Source organism: Ruegeria sp. HKCCD9138, from assembly GCF_057220975.1.
The window spans coordinates 576,678-598,699 of the sequence record NZ_JBWVAZ010000001.1 but is presented as its reverse complement, the minus strand read 5'-3'; the positions used below and the strand labels follow the sequence as shown (position 1 = coordinate 598,699).

General features: G+C 56.0%; 25 protein-coding genes and 1 tRNA gene. 9 read left to right on the top strand and 17 right to left on the bottom strand.

Annotated features, from left to right (window positions below):
• Window positions 1–30: 30 nt before the first annotated feature.
• The 8 genes from proB to AC2TEL_RS03010 all read right to left on the bottom strand — a co-directional run bounded on the left by proB (window position 31) and on the right by AC2TEL_RS03010 (window position 5,733).
• A complete protein-coding gene (proB, locus tag AC2TEL_RS03045; RefSeq protein ID WP_480901778.1) occupies window positions 31–1,137 on the bottom strand; it encodes a glutamate 5-kinase in 1,107 nt (368 codons plus the stop codon).
• Window positions 1,125–2,159 carry a GTPase ObgE gene (gene obgE / locus AC2TEL_RS03040; protein ID WP_480901776.1) on the bottom strand — a complete coding sequence of 345 codons (1,035 nt, stop codon included), beginning with the start codon at window positions 2,157–2,159 and terminating at the stop codon, window positions 1,125–1,127. The genes proB and obgE overlap by 13 nt, the downstream gene beginning before the upstream one ends.
• 37 nt (window positions 2,160–2,196) lie before the next feature.
• Complete coding sequence (locus AC2TEL_RS03035) at window positions 2,197–2,733, bottom strand: GNAT family N-acetyltransferase (protein ID WP_480839706.1); 537 nt, start codon at window positions 2,731–2,733, stop codon at window positions 2,197–2,199.
• On the bottom strand, window positions 2,730–2,888 hold the full coding sequence (locus AC2TEL_RS03030) for a hypothetical protein (RefSeq protein ID WP_480901773.1): 159 nt from the start codon (window positions 2,886–2,888) through the stop codon (window positions 2,730–2,732). Before AC2TEL_RS03030 ends, AC2TEL_RS03035 begins: the two co-directional genes overlap by 4 nt.
• Window positions 2,889–2,984: 96 nt before the next feature.
• Window positions 2,985–3,254 (bottom strand): 50S ribosomal protein L27, encoded by a 270-nt coding sequence (gene rpmA, locus AC2TEL_RS03025; RefSeq protein WP_010440093.1) that lies wholly within the window; start codon window positions 3,252–3,254, stop codon window positions 2,985–2,987.
• A gap of 11 nt (window positions 3,255–3,265) precedes the next feature.
• Entirely contained in the window at window positions 3,266–3,874 is a 609-nt protein-coding gene (locus tag AC2TEL_RS03020) for a 50S ribosomal protein L21 (protein WP_480901770.1), read from the bottom strand.
• 207 nt (window positions 3,875–4,081) lie between these two features.
• Entirely contained in the window at window positions 4,082–4,891 is an 810-nt protein-coding gene (locus tag AC2TEL_RS03015; RefSeq protein ID WP_480901767.1) for a DUF2059 domain-containing protein, read from the bottom strand.
• Complete coding sequence (locus AC2TEL_RS03010; RefSeq protein WP_480901765.1) at window positions 4,891–5,733, bottom strand: DUF2059 domain-containing protein; 843 nt, start codon at window positions 5,731–5,733, stop codon at window positions 4,891–4,893. The genes AC2TEL_RS03015 and AC2TEL_RS03010 overlap by 1 nt, the downstream gene beginning before the upstream one ends.
• A gap of 123 nt (window positions 5,734–5,856) precedes the next feature.
• On the opposite strand from AC2TEL_RS03010, the gene AC2TEL_RS03005 reads away from it, so the two are divergent.
• Window positions 5,857–5,946: transfer RNA gene (locus tag AC2TEL_RS03005), tRNA-Ser, on the top strand.
• 257 nt (window positions 5,947–6,203) lie between these two features.
• Here AC2TEL_RS03005 and AC2TEL_RS03000 read toward each other — a convergent pair.
• From AC2TEL_RS03000 to AC2TEL_RS02960, 9 genes are all read right to left on the bottom strand, one after another.
• Window positions 6,204–6,422 carry a hypothetical protein gene (locus AC2TEL_RS03000; RefSeq protein ID WP_480901764.1) on the bottom strand — a complete coding sequence of 73 codons (219 nt, stop codon included), beginning with the start codon at window positions 6,420–6,422 and terminating at the stop codon, window positions 6,204–6,206.
• 529 nt (window positions 6,423–6,951) lie between these two features.
• Complete coding sequence (locus AC2TEL_RS02995; RefSeq protein WP_480901762.1) at window positions 6,952–7,494, bottom strand: hypothetical protein; 543 nt, start codon at window positions 7,492–7,494, stop codon at window positions 6,952–6,954.
• A gap of 167 nt (window positions 7,495–7,661) precedes the next feature.
• A complete protein-coding gene (locus AC2TEL_RS02990; protein WP_480901759.1) occupies window positions 7,662–8,054 on the bottom strand; it encodes a GFA family protein in 393 nt (130 codons plus the stop codon).
• A gap of 199 nt (window positions 8,055–8,253) precedes the next feature.
• Window positions 8,254–9,564: a DUF3987 domain-containing protein gene (locus AC2TEL_RS02985; RefSeq protein ID WP_480901757.1), complete on the bottom strand. Its 1,311-nt coding sequence runs from the start codon at window positions 9,562–9,564 to the stop codon at window positions 8,254–8,256.
• 134 nt (window positions 9,565–9,698) lie between these two features.
• The gene (locus AC2TEL_RS02980; RefSeq protein ID WP_480901754.1) at window positions 9,699–10,757 is read right to left on the bottom strand and encodes a 2Fe-2S iron-sulfur cluster-binding protein; all 1,059 of its coding nucleotides are present in this window, start codon (window positions 10,755–10,757) and stop codon (window positions 9,699–9,701) included.
• Between the two features lie 7 nt (window positions 10,758–10,764).
• Entirely contained in the window at window positions 10,765–11,250 is a 486-nt protein-coding gene (locus tag AC2TEL_RS02975) for a hypothetical protein (protein WP_480901751.1), read from the bottom strand.
• The gene (locus AC2TEL_RS02970) at window positions 11,247–12,404 is read right to left on the bottom strand and encodes an aromatic ring-hydroxylating oxygenase subunit alpha (RefSeq protein WP_480901749.1); all 1,158 of its coding nucleotides are present in this window, start codon (window positions 12,402–12,404) and stop codon (window positions 11,247–11,249) included. The genes AC2TEL_RS02975 and AC2TEL_RS02970 overlap by 4 nt, the downstream gene beginning before the upstream one ends.
• A gap of 11 nt (window positions 12,405–12,415) precedes the next feature.
• The gene (locus tag AC2TEL_RS02965) at window positions 12,416–12,679 is read right to left on the bottom strand and encodes a hypothetical protein (RefSeq protein WP_480839690.1); all 264 of its coding nucleotides are present in this window, start codon (window positions 12,677–12,679) and stop codon (window positions 12,416–12,418) included.
• Window positions 12,676–13,287, bottom strand: a complete 612-nt coding sequence (locus tag AC2TEL_RS02960; protein ID WP_480901746.1) for a TetR/AcrR family transcriptional regulator — start codon at window positions 13,285–13,287, stop codon at window positions 12,676–12,678. The genes AC2TEL_RS02965 and AC2TEL_RS02960 overlap by 4 nt, the downstream gene beginning before the upstream one ends.
• A gap of 341 nt (window positions 13,288–13,628) precedes the next feature.
• On the opposite strand from AC2TEL_RS02960, the gene AC2TEL_RS02955 reads away from it, so the two are divergent.
• The 8 genes from AC2TEL_RS02955 to AC2TEL_RS02920 all read left to right on the top strand — a co-directional run bounded on the left by AC2TEL_RS02955 (window position 13,629) and on the right by AC2TEL_RS02920 (window position 21,995).
• A complete protein-coding gene (locus AC2TEL_RS02955) occupies window positions 13,629–14,117 on the top strand; it encodes a hypothetical protein (protein ID WP_480901744.1) in 489 nt (162 codons plus the stop codon).
• A 183-nt stretch (window positions 14,118–14,300) separates the two neighbouring features.
• On the top strand, window positions 14,301–15,329 hold the full coding sequence (locus AC2TEL_RS02950; RefSeq protein WP_480901742.1) for an alcohol dehydrogenase catalytic domain-containing protein: 1,029 nt from the start codon (window positions 14,301–14,303) through the stop codon (window positions 15,327–15,329).
• A gap of 75 nt (window positions 15,330–15,404) precedes the next feature.
• Window positions 15,405–16,280, top strand: coding sequence for a branched-chain amino acid ABC transporter permease (locus AC2TEL_RS02945; RefSeq protein ID WP_480901740.1), 876 nt, complete (start codon window positions 15,405–15,407; stop codon window positions 16,278–16,280).
• Window positions 16,281–16,284: 4 nt separating this feature from the next.
• A complete protein-coding gene (locus AC2TEL_RS02940; RefSeq protein WP_480901738.1) occupies window positions 16,285–17,382 on the top strand; it encodes a branched-chain amino acid ABC transporter permease in 1,098 nt (365 codons plus the stop codon).
• On the top strand, window positions 17,379–18,143 hold the full coding sequence (locus AC2TEL_RS02935) for an ABC transporter ATP-binding protein (RefSeq protein WP_480901736.1): 765 nt from the start codon (window positions 17,379–17,381) through the stop codon (window positions 18,141–18,143). The genes AC2TEL_RS02940 and AC2TEL_RS02935 overlap by 4 nt, the downstream gene beginning before the upstream one ends.
• Window positions 18,140–18,913: an ABC transporter ATP-binding protein gene (locus AC2TEL_RS02930; protein ID WP_480901734.1), complete on the top strand. Its 774-nt coding sequence runs from the start codon at window positions 18,140–18,142 to the stop codon at window positions 18,911–18,913. Before AC2TEL_RS02935 ends, AC2TEL_RS02930 begins: the two co-directional genes overlap by 4 nt.
• Before the next feature lie 5 nt (window positions 18,914–18,918).
• Window positions 18,919–20,838 carry an AMP-dependent synthetase/ligase gene (locus AC2TEL_RS02925; RefSeq protein WP_480901732.1) on the top strand — a complete coding sequence of 640 codons (1,920 nt, stop codon included), beginning with the start codon at window positions 18,919–18,921 and terminating at the stop codon, window positions 20,836–20,838.
• Complete coding sequence (locus tag AC2TEL_RS02920; RefSeq protein ID WP_480901730.1) at window positions 20,835–21,995, top strand: ABC transporter substrate-binding protein; 1,161 nt, start codon at window positions 20,835–20,837, stop codon at window positions 21,993–21,995. The genes AC2TEL_RS02925 and AC2TEL_RS02920 overlap by 4 nt, the downstream gene beginning before the upstream one ends.
• Window positions 21,996–22,022: the final 27 nt, after the last annotated feature.

Genomic DNA, 22,022 nt, shown 5'->3' with positions numbered 1-22,022 from the left:
GGTCGGCAATTTGTATTTCGGCTTGCGTGTTTACACAGCCAGATCGTCGCGATGGATCAAAGCGGCCCTGCCAGGATAACCCAGCGTCGCCTCGATTTCCGAGGATTTGCGCCCTTTGATGGCGTCAGCCTCTTGCGCTGTATAGCGGCTGAGGCCTTGCGCCAGACGCCGCGCGCTTGGGTCTTGAACCGCAACCGGATCACCGCGCCCGAAATCACCACTTACGGCGACGACACCGGCGGGCAGCAGGCTCTTGCCGTTTGCAAGCGCGCGCGCGGCGCCCTCATCCACCGTGATCTCTCCGCGCGGTTTCATTGCGGAAATCCAACGCTTGCGGGCAGCATGTGGGTCGAGCGTTGCGGTGAACCAGGTGCAATTGGCACCGTCTTCCAGCGTTTTCAGCGGGTTCAACGGTGAACCTTCAGTAATCGCCATGTCGCAACCCGCAGCGACTGCCATCTTGCCAGCCAGCAATTTGGTCTTCATCCCACCTTTTGACAGCCCCGACCCGGCATCACCTGCCATCGCTTCGATCTCGGGCGTGATGTGTTCGATCACGTCATAGCGCGTAGCGGAGGGGTCCTCGCTGGGATTGCCGGAATAAAAACCATCCACATCGGACAACAGGATCAACTGATCGGCCCCAACCGTCACCGCGATCTGTGCCGCCAGACGATCATTGTCTCCATATCGGATCTCATCCGTGGCAACTGTATCGTTTTCATTAACAATCGGAACAACACCCATACCCAACAGCGTTTCCAGCGTGGCGCGTGAGTTCAGATAACGGCGGCGGTCCGCACTGTCTTCTAGCGTTACGAGAACCTGCGCTGTCTTGATGTCGTGCGGCGCCAAAGCCTCTTCGTAGGCCCGTGCAAGTTTAATCTGACCGACTGCGGCAGCGGCTTGAGATTGTTCAAGTGGCAAACTTGTCCCAGTCAGGCCAAGGACACCACGCCCCAATGCAATGGACCCCGAAGATACCAGAATGACATCTGCGCCCTCCCCTTTGAGCCAGGCAACGTCTTGGGCCAGAGAGTGCAACCACTCAGAACGCAACAAACCCGTCTCGCGGTCCACCAGCAACGCAGACCCGATTTTGACAACCAGGCGTTTGGCGGCAGTCAGGGTTGCCAAGGCTGGGCCTCCTCAGTGGGTTTTTGCCGCAGGCGGTTTTCATCAATTTGGGTACGTAGAGCACGAAGAACCTCGGTTACACCCTGATGCGCGACACCGGACATGGTCATGACCGGGCCGCCAACGGCGTCTTCAAGCTCGGACCTGGCAAGTTGCAGTTCTTCTTCATCCAAAGCGTCAGACTTGTTCAGGACCGTGATCCGGGGTTTTTCGGCCAGTTCACCACCATAGGCTTCAAGCTCATGTATGATCGTCCGATAGTCTTCGGCGACCGTCTGTGATGTCCCGTCGACCAGATGCAGCAGAACCGCGCAACGCTCTACATGGCCCAGAAAGCGGTCTCCGATACCACGGCCCTCGTGCGCGCCTTCGATCAGACCGGGAATGTCGGCCACCACAAATTCGACGTTATCAACACCGACAACGCCCAGATTAGGATGCAGGGTCGTAAACGGATAATCAGCAATCTTTGGTCGTGCGTTCGAAGTTGCCGCCAGAAAGGTCGACTTCCCGGCGTTTGGCATGCCCAGCAGGCCGACATCCGCAATCAGCTTCAGCCGCAGCCAGATGGTGCGGTCAATCCCGGCCTGCCCCGGATTGGCGCGGCGCGGCGCCTGGTTGGTGGCGGATTTGAAATGCAGGTTGCCAAAGCCGCCATTGCCGCCCTTGGCCAGCAAGAACCGCTCACCCACCTGCGTCAGATCGCAAATGACGGTCTCTTCGTCCTCATCGAGAATCTCGGTGCCGACAGGGACGCGCAGAATGATGTCGTCGCCATCCTTGCCGGTGCGTTGCTGACCGCGACCAGGCTGGCCGTTCTTGGCAAAGAAGTGCTGTTGATAGCGGAAGTCGATCAGAGTGTTCAGCCCGTCGACCACTTCGGCCCAGACCGAACCGCCCTTACCACCGTCCCCGCCATCGGGACCGCCGTATTCGATGTATTTTTCGCGTCGGAAGCTGACGCAGCCGCCACCTCCGGCCCCGGACCGGATGTAGACCTTTGCAAGATCGAGAAATTTCATGTGTGTCCCCTACTGCAAAGGCCCCATCGGCCACAAGTCAGAGTTTTTTACTGTAAGTCCAGGTGGGCACATTCGCATCGCGCGCCACGGAATAGCTTTCTGCATCACCCAGATACTGGAACCCGCAATGGGTCAGCACCCGGGCCGAGGCCGGGTTGTCCTGAAACACGCTGGCGAACATCGTGGCGTTTTCCAGCGGGTTGGCGTTCACCAGCGCCTCGACGGCCAATGACGCAACACCCGTATTCCAATAAACCGGAGCAACCCAGTAACCGACCTCGGACTGGTTGCGATCCAATCGCTTCAGCGAGATCACTCCTATCAGCTCCGGTCCGCTGTCCTTGGTGGCATCCATGACCCAGACATCTTCGTCCCGATCTTCGGCCATCGAACGCGTAACAAAAGCTTCAACAGATCCGGGCGGCAGCGGATGGGCAATACTTGTTGTCATGCGCGCCACGCGCTCGTCGCCTGCATAGTGTTCAATGAGACCCATATCCGACCGGCGCAACGGGCGCAGATCGAACCGCTCGGTTTCAATCACCGGCTGGTTTATTATCGTCTCAAGTTTCATGAGTGCGGTCCTCCTCCGAACAACTCAAAAAATGCGGATACAAAAACAAAACCAATTAACGCCCACATCAGATATTTTCGCCCCAGGCGATCTTCAACCGCGTGCTCAACCCTGCCTTGCGTAAAGGTCGGAATATTGCTTGCTGCGTCAGTCATCGGAGCTTTCGATCAAAACTGCGTTAAAACGAGAAAGGGGACCGGCATTTTCTGCCGGTCCCCCATGAATTTTTCTTAAACCTTCTGGGTTTCGGCTTACTCTGCGGCCTCCGCCACTGGCAGGACCGAAATAAAGGTGCGGTTTTTGAGTCCCTTGTGGAACTTCACGGCGCCATCAACAGTTGCAAAGATGGTGTGATCCTTGCCCATGCCGACGCCTTCGCCCGGCCAGAACTTGGTGCCGCGCTGACGTACGATGATGTTGCCTGCGATGGCCGCTTGACCACCATAGAGTTTCACGCCAAGGCGACGACCCGCTGAGTCGCGACCGTTACGGGAGGAACCGCCAGCTTTCTTATGTGCCATTCTCTCTCTCCTTAGCCTTTGGCCAGCTCTTTGGCCTGCTCAACCCATTCGGGTTTCACTTTGACCGTTTCGATAGCAGCAATCTGCTCGTCCGACAAGGCAGCCAGAGCGGCAAAGCTCTCGATACCGGCTTCTGCCAGCTTTTTGGCGGCGGCGGGGCCGACACCGTTCAGCTTGGTCAGATCGTCAGCGGCAGCAGCAGGTGCCTCCGCTTTGGCTTCAGCTTTCTTGGCAGGCTTTGCTGCCGGAGCAGCTTCGCCAGCCGGAGCCGAACCGGTTGCAGCTTTGATGCCCGACTTGTCAGCGCCCGACGACAGGATGTCGGTGATCTTGACCAGTGTCAGTTTCTGACGATGGCCAACGGTACGCTTCGAGCTGTGCTTACGACGGCGCTTGACGAACTTGATGACCTTGTCACCTTTGACCTGTTCGATCACTTCGGCCTGAACGCCTGCGCCTTCAACGAAAGGTGCGCCAACAACCGGAGCGTCGCCGCCCAGCATCAGAACATCGTTGAATTGTACTTTTTCACCTGCGTCGGCAGCCAGTTTTTCAACACGGAGCATATCGCCCGCCTGAACCTTGTACTGCTTGCCGCCAGTCTTGAGGACCGCAAACATGCGTCTTTCCTTTGTCTAACCGCGTTCTGTGGTCCCCGTTTGGGTGTTTTGGCCTAGGCCACCTCGAACAGCGCGCCCTTTTCGGGCTGTGTGACGACCCCGGAGCGAACCCCTCAGGTCAAATAATAACGAGACCCGGCGCGGAGATTCCGGCCGGGATGCGCGCTTATCCTGAGTTTGCTTGTAAAAGTCAACCCAAAACCCGGGTCAAAGGTCGGATGCATTCAGCGCCTGCGCCACGGCCTTTCCGAGTTCGAACGAGATCGTATCGTACATGTCGTCAAAACCTTCAAAAATGGCGAGGTTCAAAGCCTTGCCCGCCTCGGTTCGTGAGAAGGCGATATTCTCTCGCATCTGTGCTGAGGTCAGTGGTTGATAGGCCAATAGCAAAAAGGAATACACCCACTTTTCTGTCTCCGCCTTGGTGTCGTCTTGTTGTGCCAACAACTCGGCCAACAGGGTGCTTTCGTCCGCTGGGCTACCTTGGCCAGCCGAAACTCCACGATAGAAATTATAGTCGGAGCTGAGCGAATTCTGAACATTCTGTTCGATCAGGTCGTTGACCTGAATATACTCGTCGACCAGCCGATAATTCACAGAGTCCCTGTCGACCTTCCGATAGGCAGTGCGCGCAACTTCTTCGACTGCCTCGTCCGCAAATGCACGGCGCGCCGAGTTTTCCAATGAGATGATCGTTTGCCCAAGGTCACTTTCAAAGAAGATGGCAGCCTGTTCCATCTGAGTGTCTGTCATGGATGCGGCAAAAGCCTGCTCAATCTTTTCCTTCATCCACTTGGGATCATACAGATCCTCAACCTGCGAAAGGAAGAAAGCCCCACCCTGCCCGTCCAGCAGAGCCTCATCCAGTTCACGCCCCTGAACCATCCCTTCCTGGCTGAGAATTCCCACGACATCATCCAAATGCAACGCGCGCGTCAGACGGCCAACATACTCGTTGGCTTGCAGCGGGCCCACCCAAACTGTCAAAGCAATGGTGAAAGCGATCAACTGCCGCATCAGATGTCCTGAGCCGGCCTCAGCTCGGCCATGCGTGACGCGAGAACTTCGAACCGCATTGCCATGATCTCGTACTGAATGGCGTTCAGCAGTTCATAGACCTCTTGCATAAGGGGTTGTTCCAGAGCCTCGACATACGCATCCACATCGTCGTCAGAAAAGTCCTGATAGGTATAAGCCGCCCCTGCAAGCGCGGACAATTGCAAGGACCGGCGCATATCACCCTCATTCGCGCGCAACATCTCGCGCAGCTCGTCGCCGTTTAGCTGCAGTTCGATGACGCCCGAAGCACTGGCTGCCAGCAGAAAGCGCACTTGAATTTCCTGCAGTGCCCGCAGCGATGTGCCACTGGCGTCAACCGCGCGATTCATCCGCTTCAGGCTTTCAACCCGCGAAGAGCCTTCCTTGATCAGGCTAGAGACTATTTTCTGGCCTTCAGCTTGCTTGGCATCGTCATCCTCATCCATGTGCGCTGCATTCTCGGCCTCGACCAGCCGTTGCCCCAGATCCGACGCATAAAAGTCGACCGCGTGATTGAGCGCTTCATCGCTCAGCGTCTGTTCCAGAATCGATACGGCGGTTTCGTGCATTTGTTCCGTATCGAATACTTCTTCTGTCAGCCTCGCCCAGTCCGACCCGAATCCATCCGGATCTATCCCCAGCATCTGAGGGGCCGAGGCGGACGCAAACGCAATGCTTTCCAGCGCGACATCAAATCCGGTGGTGGTCAAAAAGGCTTCGATCCGGTCTCGATTGGCAGCCATAGACGGAGCCGCTGCAATGCACATGGCAAACGTTGCGAACAGAAGCGGGAAAACAATTTGGCGCAGATGGTAGGTCATGAAACAAAGCCTAGGGGTTTTATGCCCGCTGGCAATGGAAAATGCCGGTGTCGGTGAATTGAGGAATTTTCTGCTTGCACCCCTGCACGTTCCTCACTAAATCCCCCCCTCACAGACCCCCGCGGAGAGGTGCCGGAGTGGTCGAACGGGGCGGTCTCGAAAACCGTTGTGGGTGCAAGCCCACCCAGGGTTCGAATCCCTGTCTCTCCGCCACAAATACATATTAAACTCTTGATATTAAGTAATAAATTCGCAAAGAATAATTTTTATCCCCCAATTAACCCCCCCCAAAAAAAATGCAGACAAGAATTCATGTTGGGCAAGGGTACCAGACCGCGATTGCTGGTCTTTACCGCAAGGTTTTCCACGAAGGCCACCAAGCAGACCTTAGCTGCAGGTGTAAATTAATCGCCACCAACGGCGGCAATGCGGACAAAGCCGCCATTTGTTACGCTTGTTCCAATGACGGCTCAATCACCGAAGCGTATTCTTGCGGCGATTCCTTCTCGGGGTGAATAAAGCAACAAGGTCTCTGAGTTGAAGGAATAATATGAACCGGGTTGTTCATGCACTTGGATTAGTCGAGCGGTAAGCTCTTCTGGCCAAAGATAGGTGCACGCTCCAAGGATATCGTGGCGACCATCAGGAATGGCCACCGGCGTTTCGACCCAATCGGCCTGCCAGTTCATTGGTGGGGTTAATGAAGCGTTCCTTGAAATATTTGCAATTGCATAGGAACAACCAAATACGTTGTCAGCCCAAGGGTGACTGCCCCAATGCCACCGGCGGCTTTCAACTACGTCTTCGATATCTAGCAAGCCCTCAAAATACGTAGAAGCAAATCGCGGGCTTTGAACAAAATGACTCCAACTCCACCAAACTATAGCCAGTACTATAGGTAGAGTTATCAATATTCCGACTGAACAAAACAAGATGAGTAAGAATTTCTTCATATGGCTTTTTTGCTTTCCCGACTACGAACATACATAACCAGCGGCGCATCCGACGCAATGGGCTCACTGCTGCCATTCTTTGCGGTGGGCATAGTCTGGTGGCAGCCCAAAGCCGCCTTCGCTGCGTAATTTGGCTGATGCGGGTGCATTAGGCCGCTTACGGCACTTTACCGACACTGGTCGCCAAGTTGTCCGTCAACTGCTTGAGTGACAGGATCGGATGTCGGCTCCGAGCCCAAACTTACAAGCTACGCAAACTGTTCCTTCACCAGAACACCGTAAGTTTTGCCATATGCGCTCGAAACATTTCTAAGGCATCAATTGGTAAGATTGCTCCATCTTCGAGCAATATCTTGGTTCGGATTAATTCAGGGCCAAACTCTCTTTCATGGTAAAAGAACACGATTTCGATCTCCCGCCGACTTGCAATGTCTTTCTCAGAGACAAATCCTGATAAAGCGCCTCCGCGCATACGTGTTGAACTTGTCTTCAGGCATCGACCGGTGCCGCTTACCACTAATTCTGCACAAAATATCTTACGTTCCGAAAGATACCTTTCGCTCAAACTTCCATAGTGTTCAAACCTATAAGGCGTGATGGCTTCCAAGATAGCTGTGACCGGAGAAGCGCATTCTAAGCAGGTGTACTTGATAAATGCTTCATTGAACTCGGCAGACCAGATTCCCTCTTTTTCAAGGTTGGCGATGAGGTATGACCCGTCAAGGCGACCAAAGCGAGTGCCTTCTGCAAAGCTTGTCTGTGCAAACAAAATTGTGGCGATAGCCATCAAGTGAGTAAGAAGTTTCAATGGCCATCCTGCATTCAAAGTTACTTTTGCTTACTGGGTTTATGGCGTAAATAAAAAAGTCTGGCTCGAAGCTATTCAACGACAGCTAAGTCCCGCATTGCCGCCGTTAGTCAGGTCGGGAAAGGCCGCTAGCCTAACACAATGCGTCGGATGACCGGTGTGAGCCCTTATTCGCTCTCAATAATGGCGCCTTTATCCCAGCTTTGAGCTGAAGCGGCATAGATGGATTTTTCCGGGCGATAGTGGCTTGGATCGTCAAGCGATGCCGCGTGGACGTATATCCGATCACTCATCCGACTGCTGTTCCTCGTAAGTTGTGACCCGCAATTTGGACAGAAACCACTGAAAGTCGGTTGGCCCGAACCTCCTAGCATTTCGTATGAATTCACGCTGTCGCTGATCGAGAATTCACCGATGGCAAGCGGTAGCATCTCCGAATGACCCGCGCCGGTAAGCTGCTGGCAATCTCGACAGTGGCAACGAAACATAGGCGCATCGAGGCGTTTGCCTTCGTATCGCACGAGACCGCACTTGCATCCTCCAGTGACCCGTTGTGACAATTCTTCTCCTCCGTGACCCGACGCTAACGCAGGATGTCGCTAAAGTCAGCTTTGTCCGCAAAGTTCGTGTTCATAGCGCTAGAGGCAAAGGTTTGCATTCCGCCTGTCCTGTAAAACCTCCCTGACAAAACCGACACAACCGACAAAACCCGTCTGCCTTGAGGTTCTGTCAGTTTTGTCGGTTTTGTCATTGGGCTGGTCATGCGCCCGTTTGGTGGATCGCTGGATTGACGATGTAGAGGCGCGAGCGCCGCCCACCTGTCGGATTTGAGGGTTGCTCTACCAGTCGGATAATATCGCCTTCTTCCAATATCTTGAGAGCCTGGTTTAATTCACTTGCAGTCCCCAACCCCGACCGATCCAGGCGCAAGACCTCACGGGATGTAAAACGCTCCCAGCCTTGCTCCCGGATAACAGTCACCAGCCGCCGCGCGGCGCGTTCCGTTTTGGACAGTGACGCGCTGGCATAGGCGCGCTGTGCCATTGGAAGCGCATAAGACGTGACGAACATTGCGGCCCGGTCGAAGTCTTCCGCGCTGACCTGGTGCGCTTCTTCGTTGATGCCAATTGCCCAATCCAGGTAAGACAGCACCAGGGCAAGGCGAATAGCCATGCCGGGGAGCTTCCCTATATACGAGAGCAGCAGCCCGTCCGCCTGGGCCTCCAATCCCCTTATATGGCTACGTAACGTATCGAGACGGTCGCGGGCCTCTTCCGTAAACGGAATGAGCCAGGGCCGCGTGACGTCGTATTCGTCCGTTACCATACGTAGGGACAGGAGCCTGCTTAACGCACGCTCTATGAACGCATCGTCGGGTATGGATTGTGGGCGCTGGATCGGCACGGGGTCAGGCCAGATCGGCATAAACCTTGCCAAAAGACCGTCGTCATCAGAATTGATCAGCAACCCGTTCAGCTTGTCGGGCTGGATACCACCCATAACGCCAATGGAGAGCCGATCTATGTATACGGGATCACGTCCCATGCGTTCGACCGTATAGGCGCGTCCGCCATAGGCTTCGAGCCAGAAGGGGCGATCCGACCCGCCGCCGGAATAGCGGGTCATGCCTTGCAACCAACCCGCCAGTTCGTCCCTTGCCGCCAGTGTCCCACGGGCCTGTTTTTCCAAGATCACAGCCAGGCGCTCCACAGTGCCGTCCGCCACACAGAGACGCGGCAAGAACGGTTCCTGACCAGGATTGGCCGCCTCTGGCCGCTCCGGCGGTGTCGAACCGTCCTTGAGTGCTGCCTTAGTCGCTTCTTTCCAAGTGCTTTCGGCAATCTTGGCGATCTCTGCCGCTTCGCGCCATTGGGCCAGCTCGCTTTCGGATGTCTTGCGAAGTTCACGCTCGGCCTTGCGCAGCGGCGTCAGCACAGCGTCCAAACCAGGAGATTTGCCACTAGACGGCAGGCCAATCGCCATCGTCCACAGGATCGGTGGTTCCGACCATCCCGCCCAAGGCGAGACCCAGCTTGACTGCCAGCACGCAAGTCGAAGGAGTTGGTCCATTCGCCTAAAGCAACAGTAAAAAGCAGCGGCTTGCGCTTAGGTATTGAAAACTGCCCTTCGAACCAAGACTATGCCACCACCAGAGTGTTGGTGTTCACAGGTGCTGGGTCGGCAACAGGATGCCAGACTTTCCACTAACGTTTGACGGCAAAAGCTACTTCGCTGTTCAGAGGGAAACTCTGGCACGTCAGTATTTCGTCGTTGGCGATGTCTTTGTCTTCCAGCGCCATACGGGCAGCCATGTGTACTTTGCCTTTTGTCAGGCTCGCTTTGCAGGCTCCGCAAACCCCGGACTGGCAACTATATGGCGGTCGCAGACCGGCTTTCAGGGACGCGGCTAGCAGTGTCTCTCCGGCGTTGACGGGCACGCTATGGGTGGCGCCATCCAGCGACACCCGTGCGGTGGCGGCGACACCATAGGGCTGTGATTCATTGATAACAGTGCCACCGAAGCTTTCCATGTGAATGCGGTTGGCCGGTACGTCCAGCGACATGAGCGCCGCTTTCACGTCACTGTTCATTGTACCGGGGCCGCAGATCCAATAGTGCGCATCCTGCGCGACAGGTGGGGTTTCAGCAATTGCTTCCTGTATGGCGGATGCGTCGATGCGGCCTGACTTCCACGGGGTAAACCAGCTCCAAATCGAAGGTGCTGACAGTACGTGGCGCACCGTGAGACGTTCGGGATGGGATGAGACCAATGTTTCGAAGTCTTCAGAAAACAGTATGCTCTTTGCCCCCGCGTTTCCGTAGACCAAATGAGCCACGGAGTGAGGTTCGTCGCTTAACACCGCCTTAATCATTGCAAAATGCGGAGTGATCCCGCTGCCAGCAGCAAAGAAATAGTGCGTTCGGCGCTTGGTGGCTCCGGGTGTCAGGGCGAAATTCCCGAACGGTGGCATGACATCGATAAGGTCGCCAACGCGAAGGCTGTCGCCAATATAGTTGGACACCTTGCCACCCTTTATTCGTTTCACCGTGATCCGCAAGGCAGCGCCGGGTGGATTGGATATGGTATAGCTGCGACGTTCTTCATTGCCCTGAAGTGTAAATCGTACTGTCACATGCTGACCTGCCTTCCATGTGAATACATCGCGCAGGTCAGATGGGATGTCGAAAGCTACGCTGGTCGCCGCACCGCTGATTTCGGGGGTGATCTCGGACACGGCCAGAGTATGAAAGTTTCGTGTCATCAGAGCCTCAGCGATAATCCATAGTTGTTTCCAGTGATTTGATTTTCGGAGTGCCGAGCCATGTCACGACGAGGAACTGGTCCATCTGGCTGGCTTGGCCGGAAACCCCCTGCCAATCATAGTCGATCCGGGAAACAGCCGTGACCAAGGTGCCGTTGTCGACTGTTTCTGACGAGATTACCGGCCCGTTTCGTGCCGTTTCGACATACCCCTCCGTCGCCTCTTTATGCGAAGGTTCCTGGCTCCAAATCGGCAAGCTTTTCCAATCGGAAATAGCGTAACCGAAAGCATCATCCGCTTGCCCCCGGCCATATTTGATTGTGATGGTATGACGCGCACCGGGATGCCAGTCGACCAAATTGACCATGCTCCCGGTCATCTTCATGGTCGAAAAGTAACGTTCAACCAAATCTTCGGGCAAGTCCGCTGGAGCAGCGTAAGACAACCCTGCGGCAAGAGTTGCGCCCAATGCCGTCGCGGAAATACGATTCACGTTTCCTGCGCCTTCATGAATTCGAGTATGGCCCGCTGATGGCCAGTGATCGGGCTTTCACCGATCGCGGCAGGACCGATCTCCAGATACGGGCTGGTCAGGGATTTTTGTTGCTGTTCACAGGCATAGATATCCTCGGCGGTAAAATCGCCGGATGCCATCGGGTCGTCTTCACCAGTGGCGTCATGTTCGTCGTATTTTGGACCCCCGAAGCCCTTCCAGAATTGCGAGCTGCTCCAGCCTTGTTTGGTGAATTCCCAGTCCGAAGCATTCGCAAGTTTGGTTCGATTCTCGACACGAGTCAGGTCCGGCCCAAGCGGTGTGACAATGAAGATGTTCCAACTGTCTTCGCTTGCGCCAATCCCGATACCGGGAAACAGCATGGGTACCCACGTGCCGAAATGCGGTTCGGGGATGACGCGCGGGGTGGGCAGGTTCCTTTCCAGATCTTTGACGTAATCCGGCGAAGGTGGCTCCCAAAAGTGGTAATGAGGTCCCTTCCAGCCATATTCAGCCTTGGCGTGGTCATACATGTGCAGTGTGTTGGAGTGCAGATGGCTCAGGTGATAGACGTCGATGTAATTCTCAACCACGATCTTCCAGTTGGCCTTGATTTCATAGCTCTTGCGCGCATCCGGGAATTCCACCAGTTCCTCGGGTTTATGGGGTCCCAGCAGCGGATCGACATCCCCGAACCATTCGGCAAGCGTCGGCGCATTCGGATCAGGGTGCACAAACAGCATGCCGCGCCAGACATCCACGGCCGCCGGTTTCAGGCCAAGGCAGGACTTATCAATTCCGTTTGGATATTCACGGGTTTCATCTGGCACCGAAATAAGGTTGCCTTCCAGATCGTAGGTCCAGTCATGATAGGGACATGTCAGCGCTTTTTGAGCTTTGCCGACGGCACGGATCAACTGCGTGCCGCGATGGCGGCAAATATTGTGGAATGCGCGCAGGCGATGGTCACGGCCCTTGACGATGAAAATGTTGTTCAAACCCGCCTGCACCGAGATATAGCTACCTGGTTCGGACACGTCCTCGGTCAGTCCCGCATAGCGCCATGAGCGTGAAAAAATCAAAAGCTGTTCGCGATCGAACCAGGCTTGCGAGGTATAGGCCTCGGCTGGAAGCAGGTGGTACATGGTTTTCATGAAACAGGTCCTCAGACAAGCAAGGGGGCATATTGCGGAAGGATTGAAGCGACGATCATCAATACCCCGATTAATGCCCAAAGGATGACGACAGCCCAAAACAGGATGGGGTCTTCATCCCTGTTGACTTCGAAGACCAACAGGGTTTGGCCAGCCATAAGTGACGGAACCACCCACCAAAGAAACAGCAAACCCCAAACCCAATAAAGGCCCAGCAGAGCCGCAACCAGTAGGATCGGAAAAGCAACGTAGTTGAGAATTCGCGGAGTGGTCATTTCGTGGCCTCCAGGCTTTCTGCAAGGATCAAAGCTGCCTGTTTCACCTCTTCTCGCCAGGCGCAGGGCGGAGCTAGCGGCGTCAAAGCGTCGAGATTGATGTACGAAGCGGCAATGCCCTGCGTAACGGCGCGCACAAGCGCTTGACCGGCATCCGGTGAAACCCGTTGAAACGTGATCTCGATCATGTCCAGAAAACGTTCCAGGCTCCCCAAAAGGGCAGAACGCATGGCCGGGTGATCTCCCACCGAAGTCGTCAATGCCTGCCATGCAAGCATCAGCCTCGGGTCGGATCCGGAGTTCTTGTCAAACAGCAACTCGACCAGCTCATTTGCGTGAGAGACCTGTTGGAAGGCTGCCTCCATGGCGTCAGTCGCGGCCGCAAATTCCTCAACGACGAGGTTGGTCAGGGCCTGGATCATTTCGTCTTTGTTGCCAAGGTAGTGGCGGAGAAGCGGACGTTTCACACCGGCTTCGGCGGCGATGCGCTCCTGCGTTGCTCCTTCAAGGCCGAACTGGGCGACGCAGGTCAGATATGCGTCCAGAATTTCCTTTGTCCGTTGGTCTTTGAGGCTGGGTCGCGGCATGGTTGTCTCGAATATTGTCATCAATGACAAATAACCATTCCAGATTAATTGTCAACACTGACAATTAATTTCCTGATCCCATCTAAGAAACCTCATCATTTCTTCGCCGTTGACAGCAAGCCTTATCGACAAACCGCCACGGGTTCATACAAAAGCCACCCAAGTGATGGCCTCGCTTCCGCATCGATCCACGCAGATGACAAGCGGAAAAGATGTGGACGGCGTGAATCTGCCTGCATGAATCAGCCGGATCAGCACGCAGTGGCTCAAACCCGGATTCTGCAAAGATTGCTCCGGTTTTCCCCTTTGCAATCAGGTAGTTTTTACCCATCTGGGCGGAAGATCTTTCAAAGGAGATACCTATGTCCCGTTTATTGCTTATCATTGTCATCGCCGCCATTGGCGCCGGTGCATATTACTACATGACACAACCCGAACCCACGCCAGCCGAACAGCTACAATCCGCAGCCGAGGATGCGTCGGATGCGGTTGGCGAGGCCGCGTCAGCGGTACAGGAGGCGGCAAGTGACGCTGCAAATACAGTTACGGAACAGGCCGCCGAAGCCGCGTCTTCGCTGACCGATCAGGCCAACGATGCTGCGGCCGAGGCCGGAGAGCAGGTTGCCGCACTGACCGCTCAGGGGCAGGAATTGTTCAACTCCTGGCTGCAGGAAGGCAAATTGACGGCCCAGCAGTTCGACTATGACGCTATGGTCGCATCGGTTCGGGACAGCGCGCTGACGCAGGAAGTAAAAACGCAGGCCATCGCGATCCTAGACACGATAAAAGCCTCGCCCGAGACCATCGCTGCAGAAATCCAGAAACTGCGCACCCTGTTGACGCAGCAGTAATAAAAGCGGGCCGACCCTTTTGGTCGGCCTGTTCCGTCAGGTCACGGCGGCAGGCGATTGACGCTGACCGACCCATTTGGTTGGCTCGCCTTTAGTCCACGTTTCAGTTCGCCGCCCACTGTCCTTTCATCGATACTTGCGGGACCGGTGGGCCTGATCAACCGATCCACAAAGGAAAAACAAATGCCCGACCTGCCCTCGTCCATGTTTGCCGTCATTCAGAAACACGATGGGTACTCAGGTACGGCAACTGGACCGACCATTGATGACGCCAAGGATTGGTTGGAAACGGCCGAATTGCCCTTACCTACTCCGGGGCCCGGGCAGGTCCTGATCCGGCTGCGCGCGGCATCCGTGAATCCTTCGGACATCCATTTCATCAAAGGCGAATATGGTCAGCCCCGGATCAAAGGCGCTCCGGCCGGATTCGAGGGGTGCGGAGACGTGGTCACAACCGGCAAGGGTGCAGAGGCTTTGCAGGGCCAGCGCGTTGCCGTCGTGGCGGCTGGTTCGGGGGCCTGGGCAGAATTTGTCGTCACGCAGGCCCAGATGTGTATCCCACTGCGCCCTGACATTTCGGATGATGACGGAGCAGCGCAGATCGTCAACCCTCTGACCGCGATGGCGATGATTGATATCGCCCGTGGCGACGGGGACGCTTTTGTCGTCTCGGCTGCAACCAGTCAATTGGGCAAACTGATGTGCAGTCTGGGTCGCGATTTGGGGCTGAAACCGATCGCGTTGGTACGTCGGGCCGAGGCTGCCGACGCTCTGATGGACATTGGCGCCGCCGTAGTTCTCGATACGACGCAGGCTGATGCTGTTCAGCAATTTGCAGATGTTTCGGCCGGCCTGGAACCACGTGTTTTTCTTGATGCTGTCGCCGATCAGATTTCGGAACAAGTGTTCTGCGCCATGCCAAACGGTGCGAGGTGGATTTGCTATGGCAAGCTGAGCGCCGAACTGCCGCGTCTGACACAGATGGGGCAGCTGATTTTCATGGACAAGCGGATTGAAGGCTTCTGGCTGACGAAATGGATGATGTCTACGCCGCCCGCGGATCAGATGCGGGTAGTGACCGAAGTGCAGGCCCGCTTTGCCGATGGGCGCTGGAAAACCGATGTATCAGAGCGGCTTTCCCTGCGGGACGTTGTGCCAAATCTCGCGAACGCGCTGAAAAAGAGTGACGGAAAGGTGATTATCACGCCATAGTAGATTCACGCCCCGGCAATCAGAGGAGACCGGGGCACCAACGACGCCGGACATACCGGCACAGGGAGGGAGAGTTTGGATAACGCGCAGCTGCTGATCAGCGGTCTGGCCAACGGATGCGTCTATGGCCTGATCGCGCTCGGCTTTGTGCTGATCTACAAGGCGACCGAGGCGGTGAACTTCGCGCAGGGCGATTTCATGATGCTGGGGGCCTTTGTCACCATCGGCCTGACAAACACCGAGTATATGGGCCTGCCCTTTTGGTTGGCCTTACCGATTTCGCTGGGGATCATGGGCGCGCTCGGCTACCTGGTCGACCGTCTGATCATTCGCCGCCTGTTTGGTGAAAGCCAAACCGCAGTGGTCATTCTGACGATCGCTCTGGGGTTTGTCATCCGGTTTGTGGCTGGTTTGATCTGGGGGCATGAGCCGCAAACCCTGCAGAACCCTCTGGCAGGGAAAGACGTTCGGTTCGGAGGGCTGGTGCTGGGGCTTGAGGACGTCGCCGTCATTGTCGTTACAGTGGTTTTGACGTGGGTTTTGTACCTGTTTTTCAGCAGGACGAAGTTGGGGCTGGCCATGCAGGGCGCGTCGCAGAACCAACTGGCCGCCTATTACATGGGCATTCCGGTCAAACAGGTTCAGGGCTTTATCTGGGCCCTTGCAGGTGTTGTCGCGGGGATTGCCGGAATTCTGTTTGCCGCCAAGGGCTCGGTGGATCCCACAACGGGCCTGCTGGGCATCAAGGCCTTTGCCGCAGCGGTTATCGGCGGATTCGGCAGCCTGCCCGGTGCCCTGGCCGGCGGGCTGATCGTCGGTGTGATCGAACCGTTCGCGAGCCGCTATATCGCTGCCGGCTACAGCCAGATTGCCCCCTATGCATTGCTGTTTGCCGTTCTGATATTTCGCCCGCACGGGCTGTTCAGTCAGGTTCGGATCAAAAAGGTCTAGGCGCATGCGGATCGTTTTCAAAACCGACTACATGCAGGATATTCGCCCCTGGAACGATCGGTATCAACTAATCCTCTATCTGATCCTGCTGGCCGTCGTCACAGCAGCCCCGTGGTGGCTGGACGAATTCTATCTGGGAGAACTGACCAACGTCCTGATCTGGGCCATCGCTGGATTGGGCCTGATGATCCTGACCGGGCACACCGGTCAGGCCAGCCTGGGCCACGCAGCCTTTCTGGCCTTTGGGTGTTACGCCAACGTGGTCCTGATCGAGGCCGGTGTCCCGTTTCTGGTCGCCTTCCCGACTGCCGGAGTTTTGACTGGACTTGCTGGTGTCACAGTTGCGATTCCCGCTTTGCGCCTGCACGGAATATACCTCGCCATTTTTACGCTGGCACTATCGATATTGATGGACGACATCATCGTACTGGCCGAACCGATTACCGGAGGAGTCGCCGGTAAGTATTTGGGTGGCGTCGAGATTTTTGGCGTACTGGTCGATCGCTGGGCCACGCCTGATCAGTTTTTCTGGCTGGTTCTAAGCGTCACCGTTCTGGTGACGTTGGGCTATGTCAATCTCCTCAGAACCCCCTTGGGCCGCAGCTTTATCGCAATTCGCGATTCCGAGGTTTCGGCGCAGGCCATGGGGGTTGATCTCGCCCGGACAAAAGCAATCTCATTTGCTTTGTCCTGTGCCGTAACCGGCTGGGCCGGAGCCTTGATGGGCCTTTATGCAGGGGCTTTCAACAACGAAACCTTCAGCGTTCTGATCTCAATTCAATTGCTGATGATGATCGTTATCGGGGGATTGGGATCGATCCACGGCGCCTTTCTCGGCGCCGTTGTGATCGGGTTCCTGCCGCAGTTTCTGTCGATCGCAAAGGAATATGTCGGCGCCATTTTCGGAGGTAACACCGTCGCCATACCTGGATTGGAATTCGGCATATTTGGCATGATCCTGATTGCCTTTATCCTGTTCGAACCCATGGGCATTTATGGCCGCTGGCTGAAAATCCGCACGTGGTTCGAGCTGTTCCCGTTCTACCGCAAAGACATGTTCAAACGGCAAAAGAGCTACCTCAGGACGGAGCGGCTGAGATGAGCCTGCTGGAATTCAAAAACGTCACTCTGAAATTCGGTGGCCTGACTGCGGTGAACGATCTGTCCTTTGCCGTCGAACCGGGTGAAGTCTTTGCCATCGTCGGCCCCAATGGTGCAGGCAAATCGACCGTATTCAATCTGATCTCACGGTTCTACGACCCTGACGCGGGCTCGATTACATTTGACGATCACGATCTGCTGCGGGTCAAGCCCTCGGGCGTCGCGGCTTTCGGCGTGGCCCGGACATTTCAGAATATCGAACTGTTCGAACACGCCACCGTGCTGCAAAATCTGCTGGTCGGGCGTCACCGGCATCGGAAAACCAACCTGTTCTCAGACATTCTGTTTACTCGCTCCGCACGCCGGCAGGAGCTTGAGAACCGCGAAAAAGTAGAGGAGATCATCGACTTTCTCGACCTGCAGGCGTTTCGCGACAAAATGATCTCGGGCCTGCCCTATGGCGTGCGCAAAGTGGTTGAAGTGGCGCGCGCGCTGGCGACCGAGCCCAAACTGTTGCTGCTGGATGAGCCGGCCTCAGGCCTTTCCGTCGAGGAAACCACAGATCTGCGCTGGTGGATTGATGATATCCGGCGGCAGATCGGAATCACGGTTCTGATGGTCGAACACGACATGGGTCTGGTCTCAGCCGTGTCCGACCGGGTTCTGGCCATGGCGGACGGGGCGATGCTGGCGCTTGGAACCCCGGCCGAAGTCCAGTCGCACCCCGCTGTGGTCGAGGCCTATCTGGGGAAAGCGTCATGACCGACCCCATCCTGAAAATCCGAAATATCGAAAGCTTCTACGGCCCGATAATGGCGATCCGCGGCGTGTCATTGGATGTGCATCAGGGTCAGATCGTTTCGATCCTTGGCGCCAACGGGGCGGGTAAGACAACGCTGATGAAAACGATATCCGGCGTGATGGACCCGGAAAAAGGAACAATCACGTTCGAAGGGCGTGACATTCAGGGGGCCGAGCCGCACAAGATCGTGCGCGACGGTATCGTACATGTTCCCGAAGGCCGCGAAGTCTTTCCACTGCTGACAGTGGACGAAAACCTCAGCCTCGGGGCATATACTTTGACCGATAAGGCGCAGGTGGAACGGGACCGCGATCTGGTCTTCACGTACTTTCCCGCCCTGAAAGAGCGCCGCAATCAGGAGGCCGGAACCCTGTCCGGCGGGCAGCAGCAGATGCTTGCAATCGGGCGCGGTCTGATGGCCAGCCCGAAAGTCATGTTATTGGATGAGCCCTCGCTGGGCTTGTCGCCGTTGCTGGTGCAGGAGATTTTCGGCATCCTGAAGCGGCTGAATGCCGAGCAGAACATGACTATGATGCTTGTCGAACAAAACGCCAATGCAGCGCTGGAACTTGCCGATCATGGCTATGTCATGGAGGTTGGTCGAATTGTGATGAACGGCGCGGCAGATATGTTGATGCAGGCCGAAGACATCCGGAACTTCTACCTTGGCGTCCAAGAAGTTGGCAGCCGCGAAAACCGCCGCTGGAAGCGGAAAAAAACGTGGAGGTAGCGCCGATGGATGCCAGCCCCCTACCTCCGCAGACGATGATCAACGGCGTCCGGTTCAACGCCACACCGGGCCAACGCCCGTTACGGGTGGATGGCTGCATCACGATCAGCGAGTTGTTTCAGAAACGTTGCGCGGAATTGGGCGACCGAACAGCGCATCGCGAAAAAGACCTCGGCATCTGGAAATCCTATTCCTGGACCGACTACTGGCGGCACGCCAAATGGATCGGTCTTGCCTTGCGCAAACTTGGATTGCGGCGTGGTGAGGTCGTCTCGATTCTGTCGGAAGATCGCAAGGAATGGGCCTGGTTCGACATGGGTATACAGGGCGTCGGCGGTATTGCGTCAGGCATCTACACCACAGATGCAGCAAGTCAGGTACAATATATCGTCACCGACAGCGACAGCCGGTTCCTGATTGTCGAAGACGAAGAGCAGTTGGACAAATTTCTAACCGTCGAAAACGCGTTACCGGACCTTCTTAAAGTCATTATCCTCGAAGACGAAGGTCTGCATAACCTGGATCACCCCCGCTGCATGTTGATCGATGATCTCTACGCGCTCGGCCGGCAGGCGGAGGCTGAAGAGCCCGGGGCCTTCGAGGCCGAGATAGCCCTGACCACACCGCAGGACACGGCCTTATTGGTTTATACGTCGGGCACCACGGGCAAACCCAAGGGCGCGATGCTGAGCAATGAAAACATCATGGCGGCCATCGAGGCCGGCGCGCACGCTCTGCCCGCTTTCGAGACAGATGAGCAGCTATGCTTTCTGCCGCTCTGCCACATTCTGGAACGAGACGTCTCGGTTTACTTCCCGCTCGCCTCGAAATGCACCGTCAATTTCGCCGAAAGCCCAGAAACGGTCTTTGCAAATCTTCAAGAGCTCTCTCCCGATACTTTCACGGCTGTGCCGCGGGTCTGGGAGAAGATCTATTCCCACGTTCAGTTCATGGAGAAAGAGGCGACATCGACAGGGCGTTTCGCCTTTCAACGGGCCATCGCGGCGGGACTGCAGCGGGCAGACCGCATCCTGCGTGGACAACCGGTTCCGCTGATCACAGCGGCCCGATACTGGTTTTGGGATCAGATGGTACTTCGCAATCTGCGGCGCATGTTGGGAATGGACAGGCTGCGGCGCGGCGGGTCCGGTGCCGCCCCCATCTCACCAGAGTTGCTGAAATGGTATTGGGCCATCGGCGTTCCGCTGGTGGAAGGGTTTGGAATGACCGAAACCTCGGGTATCGCATCGCTCAATACGCCCAAGATCAACAAAGTTGGCACGATCGGACGACCTGTGCCCGGCAGTGACATTCGGATCTCGGATGACGGGGAAATCCAGATCAAAGGGTTGAACGTATTTCAGGGCTATTGGCGCGACAACGCAAAAACAGCGGAAACCTTCACGGCCGACGGATGGCTGTGCACCGGTGACATGGGGCGCATAGACGACGAAGGCTTTGTCACCATCACCGGCCGGTTGAAGGACATCATCATCACCGCTGGCGGCAAGAACATCACCCCGGCCGAAATCGAAAGCCGAATGAAGTTCAGCCCCTACATCTCGGACGCCGTTGTCATTGGCGACCGGCGCAAATTCCTGACGGCTCTGATCATGATCGACCAGGAAAACGTCGAGAAATTTGCACAGGAACAAAAGATACCCTTTTCAGACTTCGCGTCGCTTTGCGCCGCCTCGGACGTCAATGCGCTGATTGGCACCGAAATTGCGTTTGTAAACCAGGACTTCGCACGGGTGGAACAGATCAAGGACTTCCGCCTGATCGATGTCTTGCTGACGGCGGATGATGACGAGCTGACCGCAACCATGAAGTTGAAACGTAATCTGGTGGAAAAGAAACACTCACATTTGATCGAAGATATGTACCATGAGACAGGGCTTGGCCCACAGGGAGGAGAGATATGAAGAATTTCATCGCAGGACTGGCTGCCGCGACGGCATTGACCGCTACGGCCTCATTGACTTTGGCTGACACCCAAGGCGTTACCGACGACGAAATCGTCATTGGATCGGTCAATGATCTGAGCGGCATATTCGCAGCTGTTGGCGTTCCGGCGACCAAGGGCGCGAATGTGGTGTTCGATCGGGTCAACGCCAATGGCGGCGTTCATGGTCGTACCATTCGCTATGTGGTGGAGGATAACGGTTACCAGATGCCACGCGCGATGCAGGGCTATAATAAGCTGCTGAACCGCGACAAGGTGTTTGCCATGCTGCAGTCGCTGGGTACGCCGATGAACCTGGCCGGGTTCAAGTTGCTGGATCCCAAGGGCATTCCAAACGTTGCCCCCCTGACCGCCGCGCGGCAAATGCTGCAAGAACCGATGAACAACAAGTTTACCTCATTCTCGACCTACTACGACCAAAGCCGTGTCGGCGTAAAATACCTGGCCGAGCAATTCGAGTCGCAATCCGTCTGCACCATGTACCTGCCAACGGACTTTGGTGAAGAAATCCTGGAGGGTAGCCAGGCCGGCGCCGAAGAAGCCGGGATCAAGTTCGTCGCGGAAACCACTCACAAACCGGACGAAACCGATTTCGTTGGATCGCTGAGCAAGCTCAAAGAAGAAGGATGCGATATTGTCACGATGGCGCTTGGGGTGCGTCAGGTGATCACGGTTGTAGGTACTGCCAAGAAGATGGGGCTTGAGGATATGCAGTTCCTCGGGACCTCGGCCAGTTTTCTGACGGTTGTCGCCCAGGTGCCCGGCGGTGTGACGGATGGGCTTTACGCGGCTGCGTCGTGGCAGGATCTCTGGGCACGTGCTGATGAGCCTGCACCTGCGGCCTTTATAGAAGAATACAAGGCGGCCACCGGCGAAGACCCGGTCGGTTTTGCAATGCTTGGGTACTCAGCCGCGGAACTGATGGTCAAAGCACTTGAGGCGGCGGGACCCGACCTGACCCACGAAAGCTTTATCGCCGCAATGGAAACGCTGGATTACCAGGATGATCTGGTGGGCAACCACATGACCTTTGGCCCGGATGATCACCAAGGCGCGGATTCCGTTTATGTCAATGTCGTGGAAAACGGCGCCTGGAAGCTGGTTTACGAAGAATAAGCCGAGGCTTTAGGCAACATAAAAGGG